The organism is Janibacter sp. Y6, assembly GCF_040900765.1.
Lineage (GTDB): Bacteria > Actinomycetota > Actinomycetes > Actinomycetales > Dermatophilaceae > Marihabitans > Marihabitans melonis.
Window position 1 is genome coordinate 185,410 of record NZ_JAKLYZ010000003.1, and the last position, 18,191, is coordinate 203,600.

Annotated in this window: 15 protein-coding genes; 3 read left to right on the forward strand and 12 right to left on the reverse strand. The window is 75.2% G+C overall.

The annotated features are described in order from the left end of the window. Positions 1-3 precede the first annotated feature (3 nt). Positions 4-1,047, reverse strand: a complete 1,044-nt coding sequence (locus tag L6241_RS08465; RefSeq protein ID WP_368245738.1) for a saccharopine dehydrogenase — start codon at positions 1,045-1,047, stop codon at positions 4-6. A 70-nt stretch (positions 1,048-1,117) separates the two neighbouring features. On the opposite strand from L6241_RS08465, the gene L6241_RS08470 reads away from it, so the two are divergent. Continuing rightward, positions 1,118-1,906 (forward strand): RDD family protein, encoded by a 789-nt coding sequence (locus tag L6241_RS08470; protein ID WP_368245740.1) that lies wholly within the window; start codon positions 1,118-1,120, stop codon positions 1,904-1,906. 51 nt (positions 1,907-1,957) lie between these two features. Here L6241_RS08470 and fahA read toward each other — a convergent pair whose 3' ends face one another. Both fahA and L6241_RS08480 read right to left on the reverse strand, forming a co-directional pair. Beyond that, positions 1,958-3,157: a fumarylacetoacetase gene (gene fahA, locus L6241_RS08475; RefSeq protein WP_368245742.1), complete on the reverse strand. Its 1,200-nt coding sequence runs from the start codon at positions 3,155-3,157 to the stop codon at positions 1,958-1,960. After that, positions 3,154-3,993 (reverse strand): hypothetical protein, encoded by an 840-nt coding sequence (locus L6241_RS08480; protein WP_368245744.1) that lies wholly within the window; start codon positions 3,991-3,993, stop codon positions 3,154-3,156. The genes fahA and L6241_RS08480 overlap by 4 nt, the downstream gene beginning before the upstream one ends. A gap of 117 nt (positions 3,994-4,110) precedes the next feature. Between L6241_RS08480 and L6241_RS08485 the strand changes: the two genes are divergently transcribed. Together L6241_RS08485 and L6241_RS08490 are read left to right on the forward strand one after the other, a co-directional pair. Continuing rightward, positions 4,111-4,782 carry an IclR family transcriptional regulator gene (locus L6241_RS08485; protein ID WP_201466061.1) on the forward strand — a complete coding sequence of 224 codons (672 nt, stop codon included), beginning with the start codon at positions 4,111-4,113 and terminating at the stop codon, positions 4,780-4,782. A gap of 106 nt (positions 4,783-4,888) precedes the next feature. Then, positions 4,889-6,127 (forward strand): homogentisate 1,2-dioxygenase, encoded by a 1,239-nt coding sequence (locus L6241_RS08490; protein WP_191564720.1) that lies wholly within the window; start codon positions 4,889-4,891, stop codon positions 6,125-6,127. A gap of 24 nt (positions 6,128-6,151) precedes the next feature. Here L6241_RS08490 and L6241_RS08495 read toward each other — a convergent pair whose 3' ends face one another. The 9 genes from L6241_RS08495 to L6241_RS08535 all read right to left on the reverse strand — a co-directional run bounded on the left by L6241_RS08495 (position 6,152) and on the right by L6241_RS08535 (position 18,179). Then, a complete protein-coding gene (locus tag L6241_RS08495; RefSeq protein ID WP_368245746.1) occupies positions 6,152-7,270 on the reverse strand; it encodes a uroporphyrinogen-III synthase in 1,119 nt (372 codons plus the stop codon). After that, on the reverse strand, positions 7,267-8,028 hold the full coding sequence (gene cobA, locus L6241_RS08500; RefSeq protein WP_368245748.1) for a uroporphyrinogen-III C-methyltransferase: 762 nt from the start codon (positions 8,026-8,028) through the stop codon (positions 7,267-7,269). Before cobA ends, L6241_RS08495 begins: the two co-directional genes overlap by 4 nt. A gap of 4 nt (positions 8,029-8,032) precedes the next feature. After that, positions 8,033-8,419, reverse strand: a complete 387-nt coding sequence (gene nirD, locus L6241_RS08505) for a nitrite reductase small subunit NirD (RefSeq protein ID WP_191564718.1) — start codon at positions 8,417-8,419, stop codon at positions 8,033-8,035. Next, on the reverse strand, positions 8,416-10,986 hold the full coding sequence (gene nirB / locus L6241_RS08510; protein WP_191564717.1) for a nitrite reductase large subunit NirB: 2,571 nt from the start codon (positions 10,984-10,986) through the stop codon (positions 8,416-8,418). The genes nirD and nirB overlap by 4 nt, the downstream gene beginning before the upstream one ends. A 67-nt stretch (positions 10,987-11,053) precedes the next feature. Then, complete coding sequence (locus L6241_RS08515) at positions 11,054-12,514, reverse strand: FAD-dependent oxidoreductase (protein WP_368245751.1); 1,461 nt, start codon at positions 12,512-12,514, stop codon at positions 11,054-11,056. After that, entirely contained in the window at positions 12,511-14,697 is a 2,187-nt protein-coding gene (locus tag L6241_RS08520) for a molybdopterin oxidoreductase family protein (RefSeq protein WP_368245752.1), read from the reverse strand. The genes L6241_RS08515 and L6241_RS08520 overlap by 4 nt, the downstream gene beginning before the upstream one ends. A gap of 1 nt (position 14,698) precedes the next feature. Further along, the gene (locus L6241_RS08525; RefSeq protein ID WP_123091010.1) at positions 14,699-16,078 is read right to left on the reverse strand and encodes an MFS transporter; all 1,380 of its coding nucleotides are present in this window, start codon (positions 16,076-16,078) and stop codon (positions 14,699-14,701) included. Between the two features lie 180 nt (positions 16,079-16,258). Further along, positions 16,259-16,831, reverse strand: a complete 573-nt coding sequence (locus L6241_RS08530; RefSeq protein WP_368245754.1) for an isochorismatase family protein — start codon at positions 16,829-16,831, stop codon at positions 16,259-16,261. A 22-nt stretch (positions 16,832-16,853) separates the two neighbouring features. After that, positions 16,854-18,179 (reverse strand): nicotinate phosphoribosyltransferase, encoded by a 1,326-nt coding sequence (locus tag L6241_RS08535; protein WP_368245756.1) that lies wholly within the window; start codon positions 18,177-18,179, stop codon positions 16,854-16,856. Positions 18,180-18,191 lie beyond the last annotated feature (12 nt).

Consider the following 18,191-nt stretch of genomic DNA (forward strand, 5'->3'; position numbering starts at 1 on the left):
CGCTCAGGCGCGTGCGCCCATGGCCTGCTCGAAGGAGCGCTGCGCCGCCGTCCACGCCGGGCTGCCCCCGGGCAGCTGCAGCAGGGTCGGCAGGAGGTCGGCCGAGAAGGTCGTGCTCGCCTCGCGGGGCAGCAGCGAGGGCAGGTTGTCAATCGCGATGACGTCGACGGCGGGGCCGGCGCCGTCGTCGCGGACCCTTCGCACGGGCTGCTCCCACGTCGTCTCCTCGGTGACGACCGGCACGAGGTTGAGCTCGCTGGTGAAGTCGGCGGTGACGTCGGCGACCGTGCGCAGGCGTCGTGCCGGGTCGTCGAGGTCGGCGTCGGTGACGAAGGGGGGAGCCGGCGCCGTGACCATGACGCAGTTGACGAGCACGTCGTGGGCGAGGAGGGCCTCGCGGTCGAGGACGGCCGTCTCCGCGAGGTCCCAGGCGGTGGCCTGCGAGCCGGCGACGGCGATCGCGTCGCGCGCACCGGTGCCGCTGCGCCCGAGCGCCCCTGTCACGAGGTAGCGCTCGTCCTGCCCCGTGCTCGCGCGCAGGCGCGCGTCGAGCTCGTCGCGCTCCATCGGGCGCAGCGGCGTCTCGAGCGCGCCCCGCGTGCTCAGTGCCGCGAGGGCCGCGCCGACGTAGCCGGCCCAGTAGCCGAAGGCGACGACCCGCCGGCCGTCGACCGTGAGGTACTCGATGTCGAGCAGCCGGCCCCCGCCGCGACGGAAGCGGGCGAGCAGCTCCTGGGCCCCGGTCTGGCCCTTGTAGGCGTGACCGAAGAAGACGTGGGTGTGGCGCAGCTCCGCGGGCTCCTCGGGCAGCTCCTTGAGCCCGAGCACGACGGCGTCGTCGGGCGCGTCCACCCACGACAGCGCGTCCGCGAGCGTCGCGCCCGCGTCGGCGTACTCGTCGTCGGCGAAGACCCGCTGCGGGGAGCGCTCGACGGTCAGGGCGTGCCCGGCGGCGACGACGCGAGCCGCGTCGGCCGGGGTGAGGGGGGCACGTCGTTCCGTGCTCCGGGTCTCGTGCCGCATCCACAGGTGCATCGCGTCAGTCACGCGCCCATGCTGCCCCACCCGGACGCCGCCCGGGCCGGAGGCCTGCAGGCCGTCGTGAGAACCTGTGCCCATGACGCAGAGCCCCGAGCGCGCCGGCTGGTACGACGACCCGGAGGACCCGGAGCAGCTGCGCTACTTCGACGGCATCGTGTGGTCGCAGCGGGTCGTGCCCAAGCGCGCCCCGGTCCGGCAGCCCGAGCCCACCCCTTCGCCCGTCCCGGGTCACGTCGACCAGACCCCGGTCGGCTTCCCGCGCCAGCCGGCGCCGCAGGCCTCGTGGCAGGACGGCCCCCGCACCGCGCCCGGCGCGGGCGGGGTGGCCGCCGACGGCCGCCCGCTCGCGGGCTTCGGGCTGCGCCTGGCCTCGGGGCTCATCGACCTGCTCGTCGTGTGGGCGATCGGCGTCGTCACCGCAGGCTGGGCCTTCTGGCTGTGGATGGCCGACTACGTCGCCTTCGCCGTCGACAACGTCGGTGACCCCGACGCGGTGCAGCGCCTCGACCCCGACGACCTCGTCGCGTTCTTCGACTGGCGCTGGTTCACCATCGCCATCGGGCTCATGGCGCTCACCGCCTGGCTCTACCACGTGCTCATGCTCACCCGGCGCGGCGGGACCGTCGGCAAGCTCGCGACGAGCACGACCGTGCGCGTCGTCGGCCAGCCGGTCGGCCCGCTCCCGGCGAGCGCGGCGATCCGCCGCACGAGCCTCGTCGTGCTGCTGTGGCTGCTGTGCAGCGTGCCGCTGGTCTCCTGGTTCGCGGTGCCGGCGCTCGTCGTCGACCACGTGTGGGCCGCGCGCGACCCGCAGCGCCAGACCATCCACGACAAGCTCGCGGGGACCGAGGTCGTCCAGCGCTGAGCCGCGGCACCCCGTCGCCGCCCGACATGCGGGGGCGACGGGGAGGGCCGGTCAGCCGCGGATGGTCCCCGTGCACTCGCCGAGGCCGATCCGGCCGCCGGCGCCCGGTGCACTCGCACGCAGGGTGACCGTGTCGCCGTCCTCGAGGAAGGTGCGGGTCGACCCGTCGTCGAGGGTGACCGGCTCGGTGCCGTTCCACGACAGCTCGAGGAAGCTGCCGCGGGTGCCGGCCTCCGGGCCCGAGATGGTGCCCGACCCGAAGAGGTCACCGGCGCTCACCTTCGCGCCGTTGACGCTGAGGTGGGCGAGCATCTGCTCGGGCGCCCAGTACATCGTGCGGTACGGCGGGCGGGAGACGACGGTGCCGTTCCACTCCACCTCGTACTCGAGGTCGATGCCGCGGGCCGCGGCTCCGGTGAGGTAGGGCAGCGGCTGCGGGTCCTGCGCCGGCAGCGGCACGCGGGCCGGCTCGAGCGCGACCATCGGGGTGACCCAGGCCGAGATCGTCGTCGCGAAGGACTTGCCGAGGAAGGGGCCGAGCGGCACGTACTCCCAGGCCTGGATGTCGCGGGCCGACCAGTCGTCGAGCAGCACGACGCCGAAGAGGTGCTCGGCGGCCTCGTCGACGCTCAGGCTCTGCCCGATCTGTGTGCTCCCGCCGACGACGAGACCGAGCTCGGCCTCGATGTCGAGCTTGATGCTCGGGCCGAAGGTCGGGGCGGCGTCGCCCGGGGCCTTGCGCTGGCCGTGGGGGCGACGCACGTCGGTGCCGGAGACGACGACGGTGCTCGAGCGGCCGTGGTAGCCGATCGGCAGGTGACGCCAGTTCGGGGTGAGCGGCTCGGAGTCGGGGCGGAAGATCCGCCCGACGTTCGAGGCGTGGTGCTCGCTGGCGTAGAAGTCGACGTAGTCGGCGACGGCGAAGGGCAGGTGCAGGGTCACGTCGTCGAGGTCGTGCACGTGCTCGGCGAGCACCAGGGCGCGGTCCTCGTCGGCGACGAGCTCGGTGAGCCACGCACGGGTCGGCTCCCACTCCTGGGGCACCTCGAGCAGGGCCGTGAGGTCCCCCCCCGAGTACGGCCGTGCGTCGCGGTGGCAGACCTGCGCGGCCGCGGCGACGTCGAGCACCTGCTCGCCGATGCGCACGCCGAGACGGGGTGCACCGGCTCCGACGGAGAAGGACCCGTAGGGCAGGTGGTGGGGGCCGAAGGGGTGGTCGGTGCCGACGGCGAGCCAGGGGTGGGTGGTCATGCTGCTCCTGCCACGAGGTCGAGCTCGGCGAGCTCGGTGATGGGGTCGGTGACGCCGCAGCACCCGTAGGCGGTGAGGGTGCGGCGGACGCGGTCGGTGCGGTCGGCGTCCCAGGTGCGCACGGCGGCGGCGAGGACGGCGGGGTCGCGCTCGGCGAGGATCTCGGCGAGCCGGTCGGTGTCGGGTGCCAGGGCGTCGGTGATCGCGGCGTCGACGGCGACGAGCACGTCGAGCAGCCCGTGCTGCGGACCGCCGTCGTGGTCGCCGCGCACGACGTGGTGCAGACCGCCGGTGAGCTTGGTCGAGATGCCCAGCTGGACGACGTCGGTGATGTGCCGGGCCAGCTCGTGCTCGTCGGGCCACTCCCACGTGGGGGTGGCGCCGGTGCGCAGCTTCGCCTGGACGGCGTGGCCCTCCTGCTGACCGTCGCGGACGTCGGCGAGGGCGCGGTCGCGGTCGGCGCCACGCGGGATCTCGAGCACGAGGGGGCGGTCGGCGAAGGGGAAGGAGCGCCAGTCGGCCTGCCAGCCGATCTCGACGCCGCGCACGTCGAGCGCCGTGCCGTGGGTGGCGTCGAGCGCGGCGCTCACGTCTGCGGCGGGCGTGCCCGGCCGGGCGACGACGACGACCCCGACCGGGGTGCCGCCGGCGAGGGTCACGAGCTCGCCGACGCCGGAGGCGGGGACGAGGAGCGGCCCGACCATCGCGGCGTACCAGGCGGCGCGGTGCTCGTGGTGCTCGGCGAGGGCGCGGGGGAGGGGGGCCTGACCCGGGGGGAAGACGGCGGCGTCGTCGACGAGCCCGGCGAAGAGCGCGGCGGGTGGGGCGGGTGTCATCGCGTCTCCTGGTGTCCGTTTATCGGTCGAGATCATCCGTGCAGCGGACTCCACCGTGGTGCGCCGCCCGGGTCGATGTCAAGCGCACGACCTCCGTCACGGACATAGGGTGCCCCCATGCCCGACGCGGAGCACAGCCAGGGCGCGGTGCGGCCGCGCGAGTCCGTCCAGACCCTCGACCGGGGGCTGCGCGTGCTCGAGGTCCTCGCCCGCCCCGAGGCGGCCGGTGGCCTGACCGTCGCCGAGCTCGCCCGTGAGCTCGGCGTGGGGCGCACCGTCGTCTACCGCCTCGTCGAGACCCTCGCCGACCACGGCCTCGTCGGACGGGCAGGAGACGGGCGCTGCCGGCTCGGCATGGGGCTGACCCAGCTCGCGGGCTCGCTCGGCCCGCGGATCCGGGCGAGCGCCACCCCGACCCTGCGCCGTCTGGCCGACGAGGTCGGTGCGACCGCCCACCTCACCCTCCTCGAGAGCGGGGAGGCAGCCGCCGCGGTCGTCGTCGAGCCGTCGTGGACCGATCTGCACGTCGCCTACCGCGTCGGCACCCGGCACGCCCTCGACGAGGGCGCCGCCGGCCGGGCGGTCCTCGCCGGCCGGGCGGGTGACCTCGGGGCCGTGATGACGAAGGGGGAGCTGCAGTCGGGGGCCGTCGGGGTCGCCGCGCCGCTGCCGCCCGGGTGCGGTGTCGAGGGCTCCGTCGGGGTCGTCTCGCTCGGCGAGCTCGACCTCGCGTCGGTCGGCCCGAGGATCGTCGCCGCGGCGGCCGAGGTCGCCGCGCGACTGGGCTGACCCCCCCTTCGCCCCCGTCTTGACAGGGCCGGGCGACCTCGCGACCATGAGTCCGGAAGAAGGACATAGTCGTCCGATAGTCGGACGGTGGCTCAGGAGGTCTGCGATGGCGTACTACCGCGCGACGGGCAGCATCCCGCCCAAGCGGCACACCCAGCACCCGGACGGCGAGGGCGGGCTCTACTACGAGGAGCTCATGGGCGAGGAGGGCTTCTCGAGCGACAGCTCGCTGCTCTACCACCGCGAGATCCCCAGCGAGATCACCGCGAGCGAGATCTGGGAGCTGCCCGACCAGACCCTCACGGCCAACCACCCGCTCAAGCCCATGCACCTGCAGCCGCACCGCCTCTTCGGCGAGGACGACGCCGCAGTGGCCGAGGTCGACGCCGTGCAGGGCCGCCGCCTCCTCCTCGGCAACGGTGACGTGCGGATCTCCTACGTCGTCGCCGGCGCGGTGAGCCCCTGGTACCGCAACGCCGTCGGCGACGAGCTCGTCTACGTCGAGCGCGGCGCCGGACGCGTCGAGACGGTCTTCGGCTCGCTCGAGGTGGCGAAGGGCGACTACGTCGTCATGCCCCGCGCGACGACCCACCGCTGGCTGCCCGCGTCCTCGGCCGACGCGGCCGACGGGTCCGTGCTGCGCCTGTACGTCTGCGAGGCGAGCAGCCACATCCAGCCGCCGAAGCGCTACCTCTCGAAGCACGGCCAGCTGCTCGAGCACGCCCCGTACTGCGAGCGCGACCTGCGCGGCCCCCAGGGGCCCCTGCTCGCCGAGGACATCGGTGCCGAGCGCGGCGAGAGCACCGAGGTGCTCGTGCGCCATCGTGGCAACGGGCCCGGCGGGGTCGTCGGCACCCGCTTCACCTACCCCTTCCACCCGCTCGACGTCGTCGGCTGGGACGGCTGCCTCTACCCCTACGTCTTCAACATCGCCGACTACGAGCCGATCACCGGCCGGGTCCACCAGCCGCCGCCCGTGCACCAGGTGTGGGAGGGGTGGAACTTCGTCGTGTGCAACTTCGTGCCGCGCAAGGTCGACTACCACCCGCTGTCGATCCCGGTGCCGTACTACCACTCGAACGTCGACAGCGACGAGGTGATGTTCTACGTCGACGGCGACTACGAGGCGCGCAAGGGCTCGGGCATCGGGCGCGGCTCGATCAGCCTGCACCCCGGCGGGCACGCCCACGGGCCGCAGCCGGGCGCCTACGAGAAGTCGATCGGCATCGAGTACTTCGACGAGACGGCCGTCATGGTGGACACCTTCCGGCCCCTCGAGATCGGCGAAGGGGGACTGGCCTGCGACGACGGCCGGTACGCCTGGAGCTGGACCGGCGGGCGCTGACCGCTCGGCCGGTCCCGGTCGCGCTCAGACGGGGACGCCGAGGCGGTAGCCCCGCTTGACGACGGTCTGCACGAGGTCACGCCGGCCGGCGGCCTCGCGCACCCGTGACACGGCGACCTCGGCCGCGTGCGGGTCGGTGGAGTCGCCGGGGAGCACGCCCAGCAGCTGCTCGCGGGAGACGACGGCGCCCTGGGCGTCGACGAGGGCGCGCAGCACGGCCAGCCCGCTCGGCGAGAGCGGCAGCACGCGCTCGCCGAGGATGGCCGCCGTGCCGCGCACCTGCAGCTCGCCGGCGACGGTCGTCACGGCCGGGCACCGGGCGCCGGAGTAGTGGGCGAGCACGGCGCGCACGAGCGCGCCGAGGCGGCCCCGCTCGGGGACGACGGGCTCGATGCCCGCCTCGCGCAGGGGTGCGGCGGTGACCGGCCCGACGGCCGCGGCGACGAGGTCGCCGCTCGCCGCCCGGGAGACGAGGTCGCCGAGGACCCCTTCGCCCCGGGCCGCGTCGAGCCACGCCTGCGCCCCCGGGGCAGAGGTGAAGACGACGCAGTCGATCGCCCCGGCGGCGCTGTCGCGCACGGAGGCCGCGACCGCCTCGGGGTCTCGCGGCGGTCCCCAGCGGTAGACGACGAAGGGGGCGACGTCCGCCCCGGCGTCGGCGAGCGCGACGTCGAGCCCGTCCGCGCCCGCCCCGTGGTGCTGGATCGCGACGCGCAGGCCGCTCACCCCTTCGTCGAGGAGCAGACGCAGGATCTCCGCCGAGGTCTCGGACTCGGCGACCCAGTCGGGGGTGAGGCCGGCGGCCATGATCGCACCCTTGGCCTTCGGGCCGCGGGCGACGACGCGCGTGCCGGCGAGCACCTCGTGCAGCTCGGCGCCCAGACCGCCGGCGTCGGCGGCCTCGAGCCAGCCGCGGAAGCCGACCCCGGTCGTCACGACGAGCACGTCGGGCGGGGCCGCGACGAGGTCACGGGTGGCACGCAGCAGCTGCGCGTCGTCGGTGTGCGGCACGATCGTCAGCGCCGGGGCGTGCCGCACGCTCGCGCCGCGACGCTCCAGCGCGGCGGCGAGGTCGGCCGAACGGCGGTCCGCGGTGACGAGGACGACGCAGCCGGCGAGGACTGCCGGGAGCGCGGTGCTCACGCGACGGCCTCGACGAGGGCCCGCGCGTCGAGGAAGCCCTCCGCAGCCACCGCCCCGACGACGACCACCGCGGGGGAGCGCACACCGATCTGCGCGGCGACGGCGGCGACCTGCGACAGGGGCGCACGGGTGACCCGCTCGTCGGGCGTGCTGCCGGACTCGACGACGGCGACGGGGATGGAGGGCGCGGCACCGGCCGCGAGCAGCGAGGCGGCGTGCTCGGCCAGGCGGGCGACGCCCATGAGGACGACGAGCGTGGCCTCGCCGGTGACGACGGCGCTCGTCGCGGTCGCGGTGAGGGGCTCGTGCCCGTGGGTGACGTGGACGGCGCCGACGACCCCCCGGTGGGTGCTCGGCACCCCGGCGAGCGCGGGGACCGCGAGGGCGCTGGAGATGCCGGGCACCACCTCGACCTCGACGCCCGCGTCGCGGCAGGCGAGGACCTCCTCGCCCCCGCGCCCGAAGACGAAGGGGTCGCCGCCCTTGAGCCGCACCACCACCTGACCGCGCCGGGCCCGCTCGACGATGAGCTCGTCGATCCGCTCCTGGCTCATCGCGTGCTGGCCCGGGGCCTTGCCGACGTCGATGATCTCGACCCGCAGCGGCAGGTCGTCGAGCACGGAGGTCGGGCCGAGCCGGTCGGCAACGACGACGTCGGCGCTGCGCAGGTGGCGCAGAGCGCGCACGGTCAGCAGGTCGGGGTCGCCCGGTCCGCCGCCGACGAGGACGACGCGGCCCGGCGTGTGTCGAGGTGCCATCACCTCATGCTCCGACGGACGACGGCTCCGGCGATGACGTCGGTGTTGCGCCCGTGTTTCGGCCGCTCCCGACGAGGACCCGTCCCGCCTCGACCCGCACCGGCCAGGTCGGCAGCACCCGCTCCTCCCCGCCGACGGTGTCGAGGCAGGCCCCGGTGCGCAGGTCGAAGACCTGCTTGTACATCGGCGACACGAGGCACGGCCGGTCGCCGCGCGTGCCGACGATGCCGCGAGCCATGACGTGGGCGCCGCTGTACGGGTCGCGCTGGTCGACGGCGAAGACCTCGCCGCCGGCCGTGCGCACGACGGCGACCTGCTCGCCGTCGACGAGGGCGAGCACCGCCTCGTCGAGACCGATGGTCTCGACGTCGCACACCGTCGTCCAGCTCATGAGCGCACCTCCAGGGTCGTGCCGGCGACGAGCACCGGGCCGGATCGTTCGGCCGGCGTCGCCGGCCGGGCCTGGCCGCGCTCGGCGACGTAGGCGAGGGTGTCGTCGTGCGCGTCGGGCGCGTTGACGAAGGTCGTGAAGCGCGCCAGGGTCTTCGGGTCCTCCAGCGCCGCCGCCCACTCGTCGACGTAGGTGTCGACGTGCTGGGCCATCGCGGCGTCGAGGTCGGCGGCGATGCCCAGCGAGTCCTCGAGGACGACCGCCCGGATCGCGTCGAGACCGCCCTCGTGGTCCTCCTGCCAGGCCGCGGTGCGCTGGAGGCGGTCTGCCGTGCGCACGTAGTACATGAGGTAGCGGTCGATCGCGCGGACGAGCTCGTCGGTGGGGAGGTCCTCGGCGAGCAGCTGGGCGTGGCGCGGGGTGAAGCCGCCGTTGCCGCCGACGTAGAGGTTCCAGCCGTGGTCGGTGGCGATGACGCCGACGTCCTTGCCGCGCGCCTCGGCGCACTCCCGGGCGCAGCCGGAGACCCCGAGCTTGATCTTGTGCGGGCTGCGCAGGCCCCGGTAGCGCTCCTCGAGAGCGATGGCCAGGCCGACCGAGTCCTGCACCCCGTAGCGGCACCACGTCGAGCCGACGCAGGACTTCACCGTGCGCAGCGACTTGCCGTAGGCGTGCCCGGACTCGAAGCCTGCGTCGACGAGCCGGCGCCAGATGTCGGGCAGCTGGTCGAGCCGGGCCCCGAAGAGGTCGATCCGCTGGCCACCGGTGATCTTCGTGTAGAGCCCGAAGTCGCGGGCGATCTCGCCGATGACGATGAGCCCCTCGGGGGTGATCTCGCCTCCGGGGATGCGCGGGACGACGGAGTAGGAGCCGTCCTTCTGCATGTTCGCGAGGTAGCGGTCGTTCGTGTCCTGCAGACCGGCACGCCCCTGCGTCAGCGGGTGCTCGTTCCACAGGGACGCGAGCACCGAGGCGACGACCGGCTTGCAGATGTCGCAGCCCTGCCCGCGCCCGTGCCGCTCGATGACCTCGGTGAAGGAGCGCAGCTGCCCGACCCGCACGACGTCGAAGAGCTGGGCGCGCGAGAGGTCGATGTGCTCGCACAGCGCGTCGCTCACCTCGACGCCGGAGCGCTCGAGCTCGGTCGTCATGAGGCGCTTGACGAGCGGCAGGCAGGACCCGCAGCTCGTGCCCGCACGGGTGCACGCCTTGACGGCCGGCAGGTCGGTGCACGCGTGCTCGGTGACCGCCCCGCGCACGGTGCCGGCGCTGACGTTGTTGCACGAGCACACCGTCGCGTCGTCGGGCAGCTCGGCCGAGGGAGCAGCGCCCACACCTTCGGGCAGGAGGTAGGAGACGGGGTCGCCGGGCAGCTCGCGGCCGAGCATCGGGCGCAGCCCGGCGTAGGCGGAGGCGTCACCGACGAGGATGCCGCCGCGCAGGGTGCGGGCGTCGTCGGACAGGACGAGCTTCTTGTACACCCCGGCGACCGGGTCGGAGACGACGACGTCGAGGCTGCCGGGCTCGGTGCCGAAGGCGTCGCCGAAGCTCGCGACGTCGACACCGAGCAGCTTGAGCTTCGTCGCCGTGTCGGCGCCCGGGAAGGTCGCGGCTCCGCCGAGGAGGCGGTCGGCGGTGACCTCGGCCATCGCGTAGCCGGGGGCGACGATGCCCCACACCCGGCCCTCGATGCAGGCGACCTCGCCGATCGCGGAGATCGCCGGGTCGGTGGTCCGGCACGCGTCGTCGACGACGACGCCGCCGCGCTCGCCGATCTCGAGCCCGCACGCGCGGGCCAGCTCGTCGCGGGGCCTGACCCCCGTCGCGAGCACGACGACGTCGACGGGCAGGGCGGGCCCGTCGGCGAAGTGCATCCGGTGCACCCGTCCGCGCTCTCCGCTGATGCGTGACGTGGCCGTGCCCGTGCGCACGTCGACGCCGAGCCCGGTGATGAGGCGCCGCAGGGCCTCGCCACCGCCGTCGTCGACCTGGATCGGCATGAGCCGCGGCGCGAACTCGACGACGTGGCTGGCGACCTCGAGCGCCTGCAGGGCGCCGGCGGCCTCGAGCCCGAGCAGGCCGCCGCCGACGACCGCACCGCGCAGCGGCCGGTCGTGGCGCTCGCGCAGCGCCTCGACCCACTGCCGCAGCGCCGCGACGTCGTCGATGGTGCGGTAGACGAAGCAGCCCTGGAGGTCGGTGCCGGGCACCGGGGGCACCGCTGCCGAGGAGCCGGTCGCGAGGACGAGCTCGTCGAAGGGGAGGACCCTGCCGTCGCTGCACGTCACCTCGCGCATCTCGCGGTCGACCCGGGTGGCGGCCACGCCACGTCGGATCGTCACGAGCGGGTCGTCCCAGATCTCCGCGCCGCCGAGGGAGAGGTCGTCGGGGTCGCGCCCGGAGAAGTACGACGTCAGCGCGACGCGGTCGTACGGCGCACGGGGCTCCTCGCACAGGAGGGTGATCGCCCAGCGGCCGTCGGTGTCGCGCTCGCGCAGGGCGTCGACGAGCCGGCGGGCGACCATGCCGCCGCCGACGACGACGAGCTGCTTCGGGTGGTGGGTCATGGCAGGAGCCTCTCGGTCGGACGTGTCGTCGGGTGTCAGTCGCGGTTTCGCCGTCGTCACGGTGTGCTCACGCGGGTGCGTCGGCGGGTGTGAGGGCGGCGAGGAGAGCGCAGACGTCGGCGCGGCAGGAGCCGCACCCGGTGCTGGCGCGGGTGCGGGCGGCGACCTCGGCGACGTCGTGAGCGCCGTCGGCGACGGCGGCGCGGATCGCCCCCTTCGTCACGCTCGAGCAGCGGCAGACCACGCCCTCGTCGGGCAGCTCGGTGACGGGCACGCGGGCGACGGGCTCGCCGGCGGGGGCGGTGAGGAGGAGCCGCGCGGGGTCGGTGGGCAGCGGGGTCCGGCGTGTGTACGCGACGACGAGGTCGGCGGCGACGTCCGGGCTGCCGATGCACGTGGCGCCGACGAGACGGTCGCCGACGACGCTCACCTCGACGTGCCGCCCGGCGGCGGGGTCGCTGAGCGCGACCGTGCGCGCGTCGGCGCCGCCGCTCACCCCCATCGTCACCACGTCGACTCCGTGGGCCTTGACCCGGACGACGTCGTCCCCAGCGGGGGTGGGAGCCGGGGCCGGGGGTCTCGTCCCGCTCGTGAGGAGCTCGGCGAGCCGCGCCGACTGCGCCCAGCCCTGGGCGACGAGGCCGGTGCCGCCCTCGGGCGGCTCGGCGCAGTCGCCGACGGCGAAGACCCGGGGGTCGGCCGTGCGGCTGTGCTCGTCGACGAGCACGCCGCGCCCGACGGCGAGCCCGGCGCCGCGGGCCAGGTCGGTGTCGGGGACCGTGCCCGCCGTGACGACGAGCAGGTCGGCGGGGACGACCTCGCCGTCGGAGAGGCGCACTCCCTCGACGGCGCGCCGGCCGTCGGCGCCCGCCGTCGTGACGACCTCCGTCGCGCCTCGGCCGAGCCGGTGCCCGACGCCGAGGTCGTGCAGGGAGCGGGCGAGCACGTCCGCGGCCTGGCTGCCGAGCTGGCGGTCCATGAGACCGGCGCCGGGGTGGACGACGACGACCGCGAGACCGCGGCGTCGCAGACCGGTCGCGACCTCGAGCCCGAGGACCCCACCGCCGAGGACGACGGCGTGACGGGCCGTGCGGCTCGCGGCGACGACGGCGGTCGCGTCGCCGAGGGTGCGCAGCGGGTGGACGCCGGCGGGCAGCATGCCGCCCTCGCCGCCGCGCAGACCGGGCAGGTCGGGCACGCGGGCCCGCGCGCCGGTGGCGAGGACGAGGAAGTCGTAGCGCAGCCGGCGGCCGTCGGCCGTCGTCACGGACCGGTCCGCCCGGTCGACCGAGGTGACCGCGACCCCTTCGTGCACCGCGAGGCGGTCGTGCGGCAGCGGCGGCAGGCCGATCTCGCTCGCCGCGTACCGCCCGGCGACGACGTCGGAGAGCAGGACGCGGTTGTAGGGGGTCGTCGCCTCGGCGCCGAGGACCGTGATGTCGAGCCGGCCGGCGGAGTCGGCGGCGAGCAGGTCGTCGGCGACCCGCGCCCCGACCATGCCGGCGCCGACGACGAGCACGCGGGTCATCGCACGGCCCCCGCGAGGTCGGCCGTGCCGGGGGCGTCGGCGGCAGGGGTGAGCGAGACCGTGCACACCTTGAGCTCGGGCATCGAGGAGACGGGGTCGACGACGGGCGAGGTGATCTCGTTGACGCCGCCCGGCCCGGCCCAGTGGAAGGCCATGAAGACCGTGTCCGGTCGGGTCCCGGCGTCGACCCTCACCCGGGCGGTGACCCGCCCGCGCAGGCCGTCGAGGTGGACGAGGTCGCCGTCAGCGACGCCGGTGCGCTCGGCGAGGAGGGGGTGGACCTCGACGAAGGGGTCACCGGCCGCCTCGACGAGCTCGGGCACCCGACGGGTCTGCGCGCCGGACTGGTAGTGCGCGAGCACCCGACCGGTGACGAGGTAGACCGGGGTGGTCGGGCCGAGGTCGTCGGACGGCCCGCGGTGGCGGACCGGCACGAGGCGGGCTCGCCCGTCGGGGGTGGGGAAGCGGTCGAGGAAGAGACGCGGGGTGCCCGGGTGATCGGGGGTGCCGTCCGGCGTCGCTGGGCACGGCCAGTGCAGCGCGGTGCCGCCGTCGTCCGCACCGCTCGCCTCGGCCGCGTCGAGCCGGGCGTGGCTGAGACCGGAGTAGTCGGCGACGCCCCCGGCGGAGGCGCGGGCCAGCTCGTCGAAGACCTCGGCGGGGTCGCTCGACCACGTGCCGGGCGCCCCGAGCCGGCGGGCCAGCTCGGCCCACACCCACAGCTCGGAGCGCACGCCGGCCGGTGGGCGCACCGCGGCCCGGCGTCGCAGGACCCGGCCCTCGAGGCTCGTCATCGTGCCCTCCTCCTCGGCCCACTGGGTCACCGGCAGGGCGACGTCGGCGAGCAGCGCGGTCTCGGACGGCACGAGGTCGCACACGACGAGCAGGTCGAGCGCGGCGAGACGGTCGCGGACGTCAGAGCTGCCCGGCACGCTGACGGCGGGGTTCGAGCCGTGGACGAGCAGGGCGCGTGGTCCGCCCGGTCGGCCGAGGGCGTCGAGGAGCGCCACGGCGGGGAGGCCGGGGCCGGGCAGGTCGTCGGGGTCGACGCCCCACACCTGGGCGACGTGCGCGCGGGCCGCGGGGTCGGTGATCGAGCGGTACCCGGGCAGCTGGTCGCACTTCTGGCCGTGCTCCCGACCGCCCTGGCCGTTGCCTTGCCCGGTGATCGCGCCGTAGCCGCTGCCGACCCGGCCGACGAGACCGAGGAGCAGCGCCAGCGCGATCGCCGCGCTCACCGTGTCGGTGCCCTGGCGGGACTGCTCGACGCCTCGCCCGGTGAGCACGTAGGCGCCCGCGCCGCCGCGGTGTGGAGAGGCCGCGGCGAGCAGGTGGGCGGTGCGCCGCAGCGTGCGCGCCGGCACCCCGCAGACCTGCTCGGCGCGCTCGGGCCACCACGGGGCGACCGCCGAGCGGAGCGCGTCGAGCCCGCTCGTGCGCTCGGTGACGTACCGCTCGTCGAGGAGCCGGTCGGCGAGGACGACGTGGGCCAGGGCCAGCAGGACGACGAGGTCGGTGCCCGGCAGGGGCTGCAGGTGGATGCCCGCGCCGTCGTCGGCGAGCGCGGCGGTCGCGCTGTGCCGCGGGTCGGCGACGACGAGGCCACCCCGCCGGCGCACCCCGGTGAGGTGGGCCACCGCGGGGGGCGAGGTCTCGGCGAGGTTGGAGCCGAGGAGCAGGACCGCGTCGGCGCCGGCGAGGTCGGCGAGGGGGAAGGGCAGGCCGCGGTCGAGACCGAGGCTGCGGTTCGTGGCCGCCGCCGCCGAGCTCATGCAGAAGCGGCCGTTGTAGTCGACCATCGCCGTGCCGAGGGCGACCCGGGCGAGCTTGCCCAGGACGTAGGCCTTCTCGTTCGTCAGACCGCCGCCGCCGAAGACGGCGACGCTGTCGGCGCCGTGCTCGCGGCGCAGGTCCGCCAGCCGGTCGGCGACGAGGTCCAGCGCGTCGTCCCACGACGCCGGTGCCAGCACGCCGTCGGCGCCGCGCACGAGCGGCTCGACGAGACGGTCGGGGGCCCGCAGCAGCGCCGGCGAGGTCCACCCCTTCTGGCACATCCCTCCCTTCGACGTCGGGAAGGCACGCCCGGCGGGCTCGACGGCGCCGTCCGCGCCGACGGTCAGCCGCTGCGCGCACTGCAGCGCGCAGTAGGGGCAGTGGGTGTCAGTGGCTCGGGTGCCGGTCATGTCAGACGGTGTGCTCGGCGAGGGCGCTGCCGCGGCGGGCGTAGCGCGCCCAGGTGAGCAGGCCCATGAGCACGTAGGCGGCGACGAAGACCCACAGCGCGGGCACGAGCGAGCCGAGCTCGGTGCGCGCCAGGCGCAGGCCCTGCGGGATGAGGAAGCCGCCGTACGCGCCGACCGCCCCGGCGATGCCGATGCAGGCGGCGGCGGCGCGACGGGCCCGGGGCAGGTCGGCGGCCGAGACCCCGGCGCGGAAGACGGCGGGGATCATCCGGTAGGTGGCGCCGTTGCCGATGCCCGAGCCGGCGAACATCACGACGAAGCTCGCGACGAAGAGGACGAAGGAGTGCTGGGCGAGCGCGAGGACCGCCCCGACCGCCCCGGCCGCCATGACGGCGAAGGCGGCGATCGTCACCCGGGCGCCGCCGAGCCGGTCGGCGACGGACCCGCCGAGCGGTCGGGTGAGCGCACCGACGACCGCGCCGACGAAGGCGACGTAGGGCGACTGCTCGGGGAACTGGCTGACGAGCAGCGTGGGGAAGGCGGCGGAGTAGCCGACGAAGGAGCCGAAGGTGCCGATGTAGAGCACGGAGATGACCCACGTGTCGCGCCGGCGGCACGCGTCGCGGTAGGAGCCGAGGTCGGAGCGGGCCTCGCGCAGGTTGTCCATGCCGCGCCAGGCGAGGACGGCGGCGAGGAGCACGAGCGGCACCATGACGAGCCCCGCGTACTCGAGGTGGATGCCCGCGCCGACGGCGACGACGGCGGGGATGACCATCTGGACGATGCCGGTGCCGAGGTTGCCGCCTGCGGCGTTGATGCCGAGCGCCCGGCCCTTCGCGGCCTCGGGGAAGAAGAAGGAGATGTTCGTCATCGACGAGGCGAAGTTGCCGCCGCCGAGCCCGGCGAGCGCGGCGCACGCGAGGAGCACCCCGAAGCCCTGCTGGGTGCTCACCGACCAGGCGAGCGCGAGGGTCGGCAGGAGGAGCAGGAGCGCCGAGACGACGGTCCAGTTGCGCCCGCCGACCTTCGTCACCGCGAAGGAGTAGGGCACGCGCAGGGTCGCGCCGACGAGCGCGGGGAGCGAGACGAGCCAGAACTGCTCGCCGAGCGTCACCGGGATGCCGGCCGCCGGCAGCTGGGGCACGACGACGCTCCACAGCGCCCAGACACAGAAGCCGAGGAACTCGGCGTAGACCGAGAGCCCGAGGTTGCGCCGGGCCAGCCGTCGGCCGCCGTGCTCCCAGGCGACCGGGTCCTCCGGGTCCCAGTGCTCGACCCACCGGCCCGGTCCGACGACGGGGCCGGTCGGGGCGGGCGAGGTCTGCGGCGGCGCGAGCGCCTCGTCGGGAGCGGCGCTCCCGGGCAGTGCGGTGGTGGACATGCTGGCCTCGACTTCTCGTGCGAAGGGGGGCCCACCTGACCTCGTCGTCGTGCGGGCTGTCCTCGCCGAGACTGCCGAGCCGGTGTTACCGGCCGACGCGTGCCGCGGTGAAAGGGGCGTAACGCTGCGCGCACACCGGCGGGCGCGTCGGTGTGAGAAGTCGCGCCGCGGGGGGCGCGGTCAGGCGCGGGCGACGCCCGCGGCGGCCATCTCGGCGAGCGCCCGCTGCGTGCTCTCCGGGGCGACGCCGGCGCACAGGTCCTCGAGCAGGCGGACCTGCAGACCGGCGCCGACGGCGTCGAGCACCGTGGCGCGCACGCAGTAGTCGGTCGCGATGCCGCACACGTCGACCGCGTCGACGTCGCGCTCGCGCAGCCACGCCGCCAGACCGGTGCCGTCCTCGCTCGTGCCCTCGAAGCCGCTGTACGCGGCCTCGTGGCGGCCCTTGCGGAAGACGGCGTCGACGTGGGGGAGCGCAGGCGCGAGGGCCGGGTGGAAGTCGGCGCCGGCCGTGCCGACCTCGCAGTGCACGGGCCAGCTGTCGACGAAGTCCGGCTCGGTGCCCGGCGCGGCCCAGTGCGAGCCCGGGTCGACGTGCCAGTCCGCCGTCGCGACGACGGCGGCGTACTCGCCCTTCGTGCTCAGGACCCGCTCGGCGGCCCGGCGGGCCACCTCGGCGCCCCCGGTCACGGCGAGGGATCCCCCTTCGCAGAAGTCACGCTGGATGTCGACGAGCACGAGCGCACGGGCCATGCGCCCGACGCTACCGCCCGGCTCAGGGGGTCTCGGTGACGAAGACCGTCTCGACCGCGGGACGGCCGGCGCTCAGCTGGTGCGCGGAGCGGGGCAGCTCGGCCATCGAGGCCTCGTGACGCTCGCGGGCTGCGGCGACGGTGCACGTCTCGCGACCGACGACGACGCCGTCACGCACGAGGGGGACGAGCAGCTCGCGGTCGCCGACCCCTTCGCCGTCGTCCTCGGGGAGCTCGTCGACGCCGATGAGCTCGGCGGAGGCGATGCCATGGGCGTCGAGGCGGCGCAGGGCGTACTTGCGCCCGCCGACGGACTGCTTGTCCTTGCTCTTCTTGACGACGCCGATCATCTCGCCGCTCTCGTCCTCGCGGGCGACGAGCTTGTAGACCATCGACGCCGTCGGGTGGCCCGAGCCGGTGACGACCCGGGTGCCGACGCCGTAGCCGTCGACCGGTGCTGCGGCCAGCGCCGCGATCGCGTACTCGTCGAGATCGGAGGTCACGGTGATCCGGGTGCTCGTCGCGCCCAAGGAGTCGAGCTGGTCGCGGACCTCCTGGGCCTGCACGACGAGGTCACCGGAGTCCAGGCGCACGCCCCCCAGCCCGGTGCCGGCGACCTCGACGGCCGTGCGCACCCCGTCGGTGACGTCGTAGGTGTCGACGAGCAGGGTGGTGCTCGCGCCGAGGGCGTCGACCTGGGCCTGGAAGGCGGTGCGCTCGTCGTCGTGCAGGAGGGTGAAGGCGTGGGCGGAGGTGCCCACCGTCGGCACGCCGTGGCGGCGGCCGGCCTCGAGGTTGGAGGTCGAGGCGAAGCCGGCGATGTAGGCGGCGCGGGCGGCGGCGACGGCCGCCTCCTCGTGCGTGCGTCGCGAGCCCATCTCGATGCACGGGCGGGTGCCGGCGGCGCCGGTCATCCGCGAGGCCGCGGAGGCGATCGCGCTGTCGTGGTTGAGGATCGAGAGGATGACCGTCTCGAGGATGACCCCGTGGGCGAAGTCGGCCTCGACGACGAGGATCGGCGAGTACGGGAAGTACGCGTCGCCCTCGGCGTAGCCCCACACGTCGCCGTCGAAGCGGTAGCCGGCGAGGAAGTCGAGCGTCGCCTCGTCGACGACGCCGCGCGAGCGCAGGTCGGCGATCTCCGCCTCGTCGAAGCGGAAGGACGCGATGGCGTCGAGGAGACGCCCGGTGCCCGCGACGACGCCGTAGCGCCGCCCGTCGGGCAGGCGGCGGGCGAAGACCTCGAAGACGCAGCGACGGCTCGCCGCGCCGCTGCGCAGCGCGGCCTGGAGCATCGTCAGCTCGTAGTGGTCGGTGAGCAGGCCGGTGCTGGGGTCGGTCGTCGTCACGGCGTCACTCTA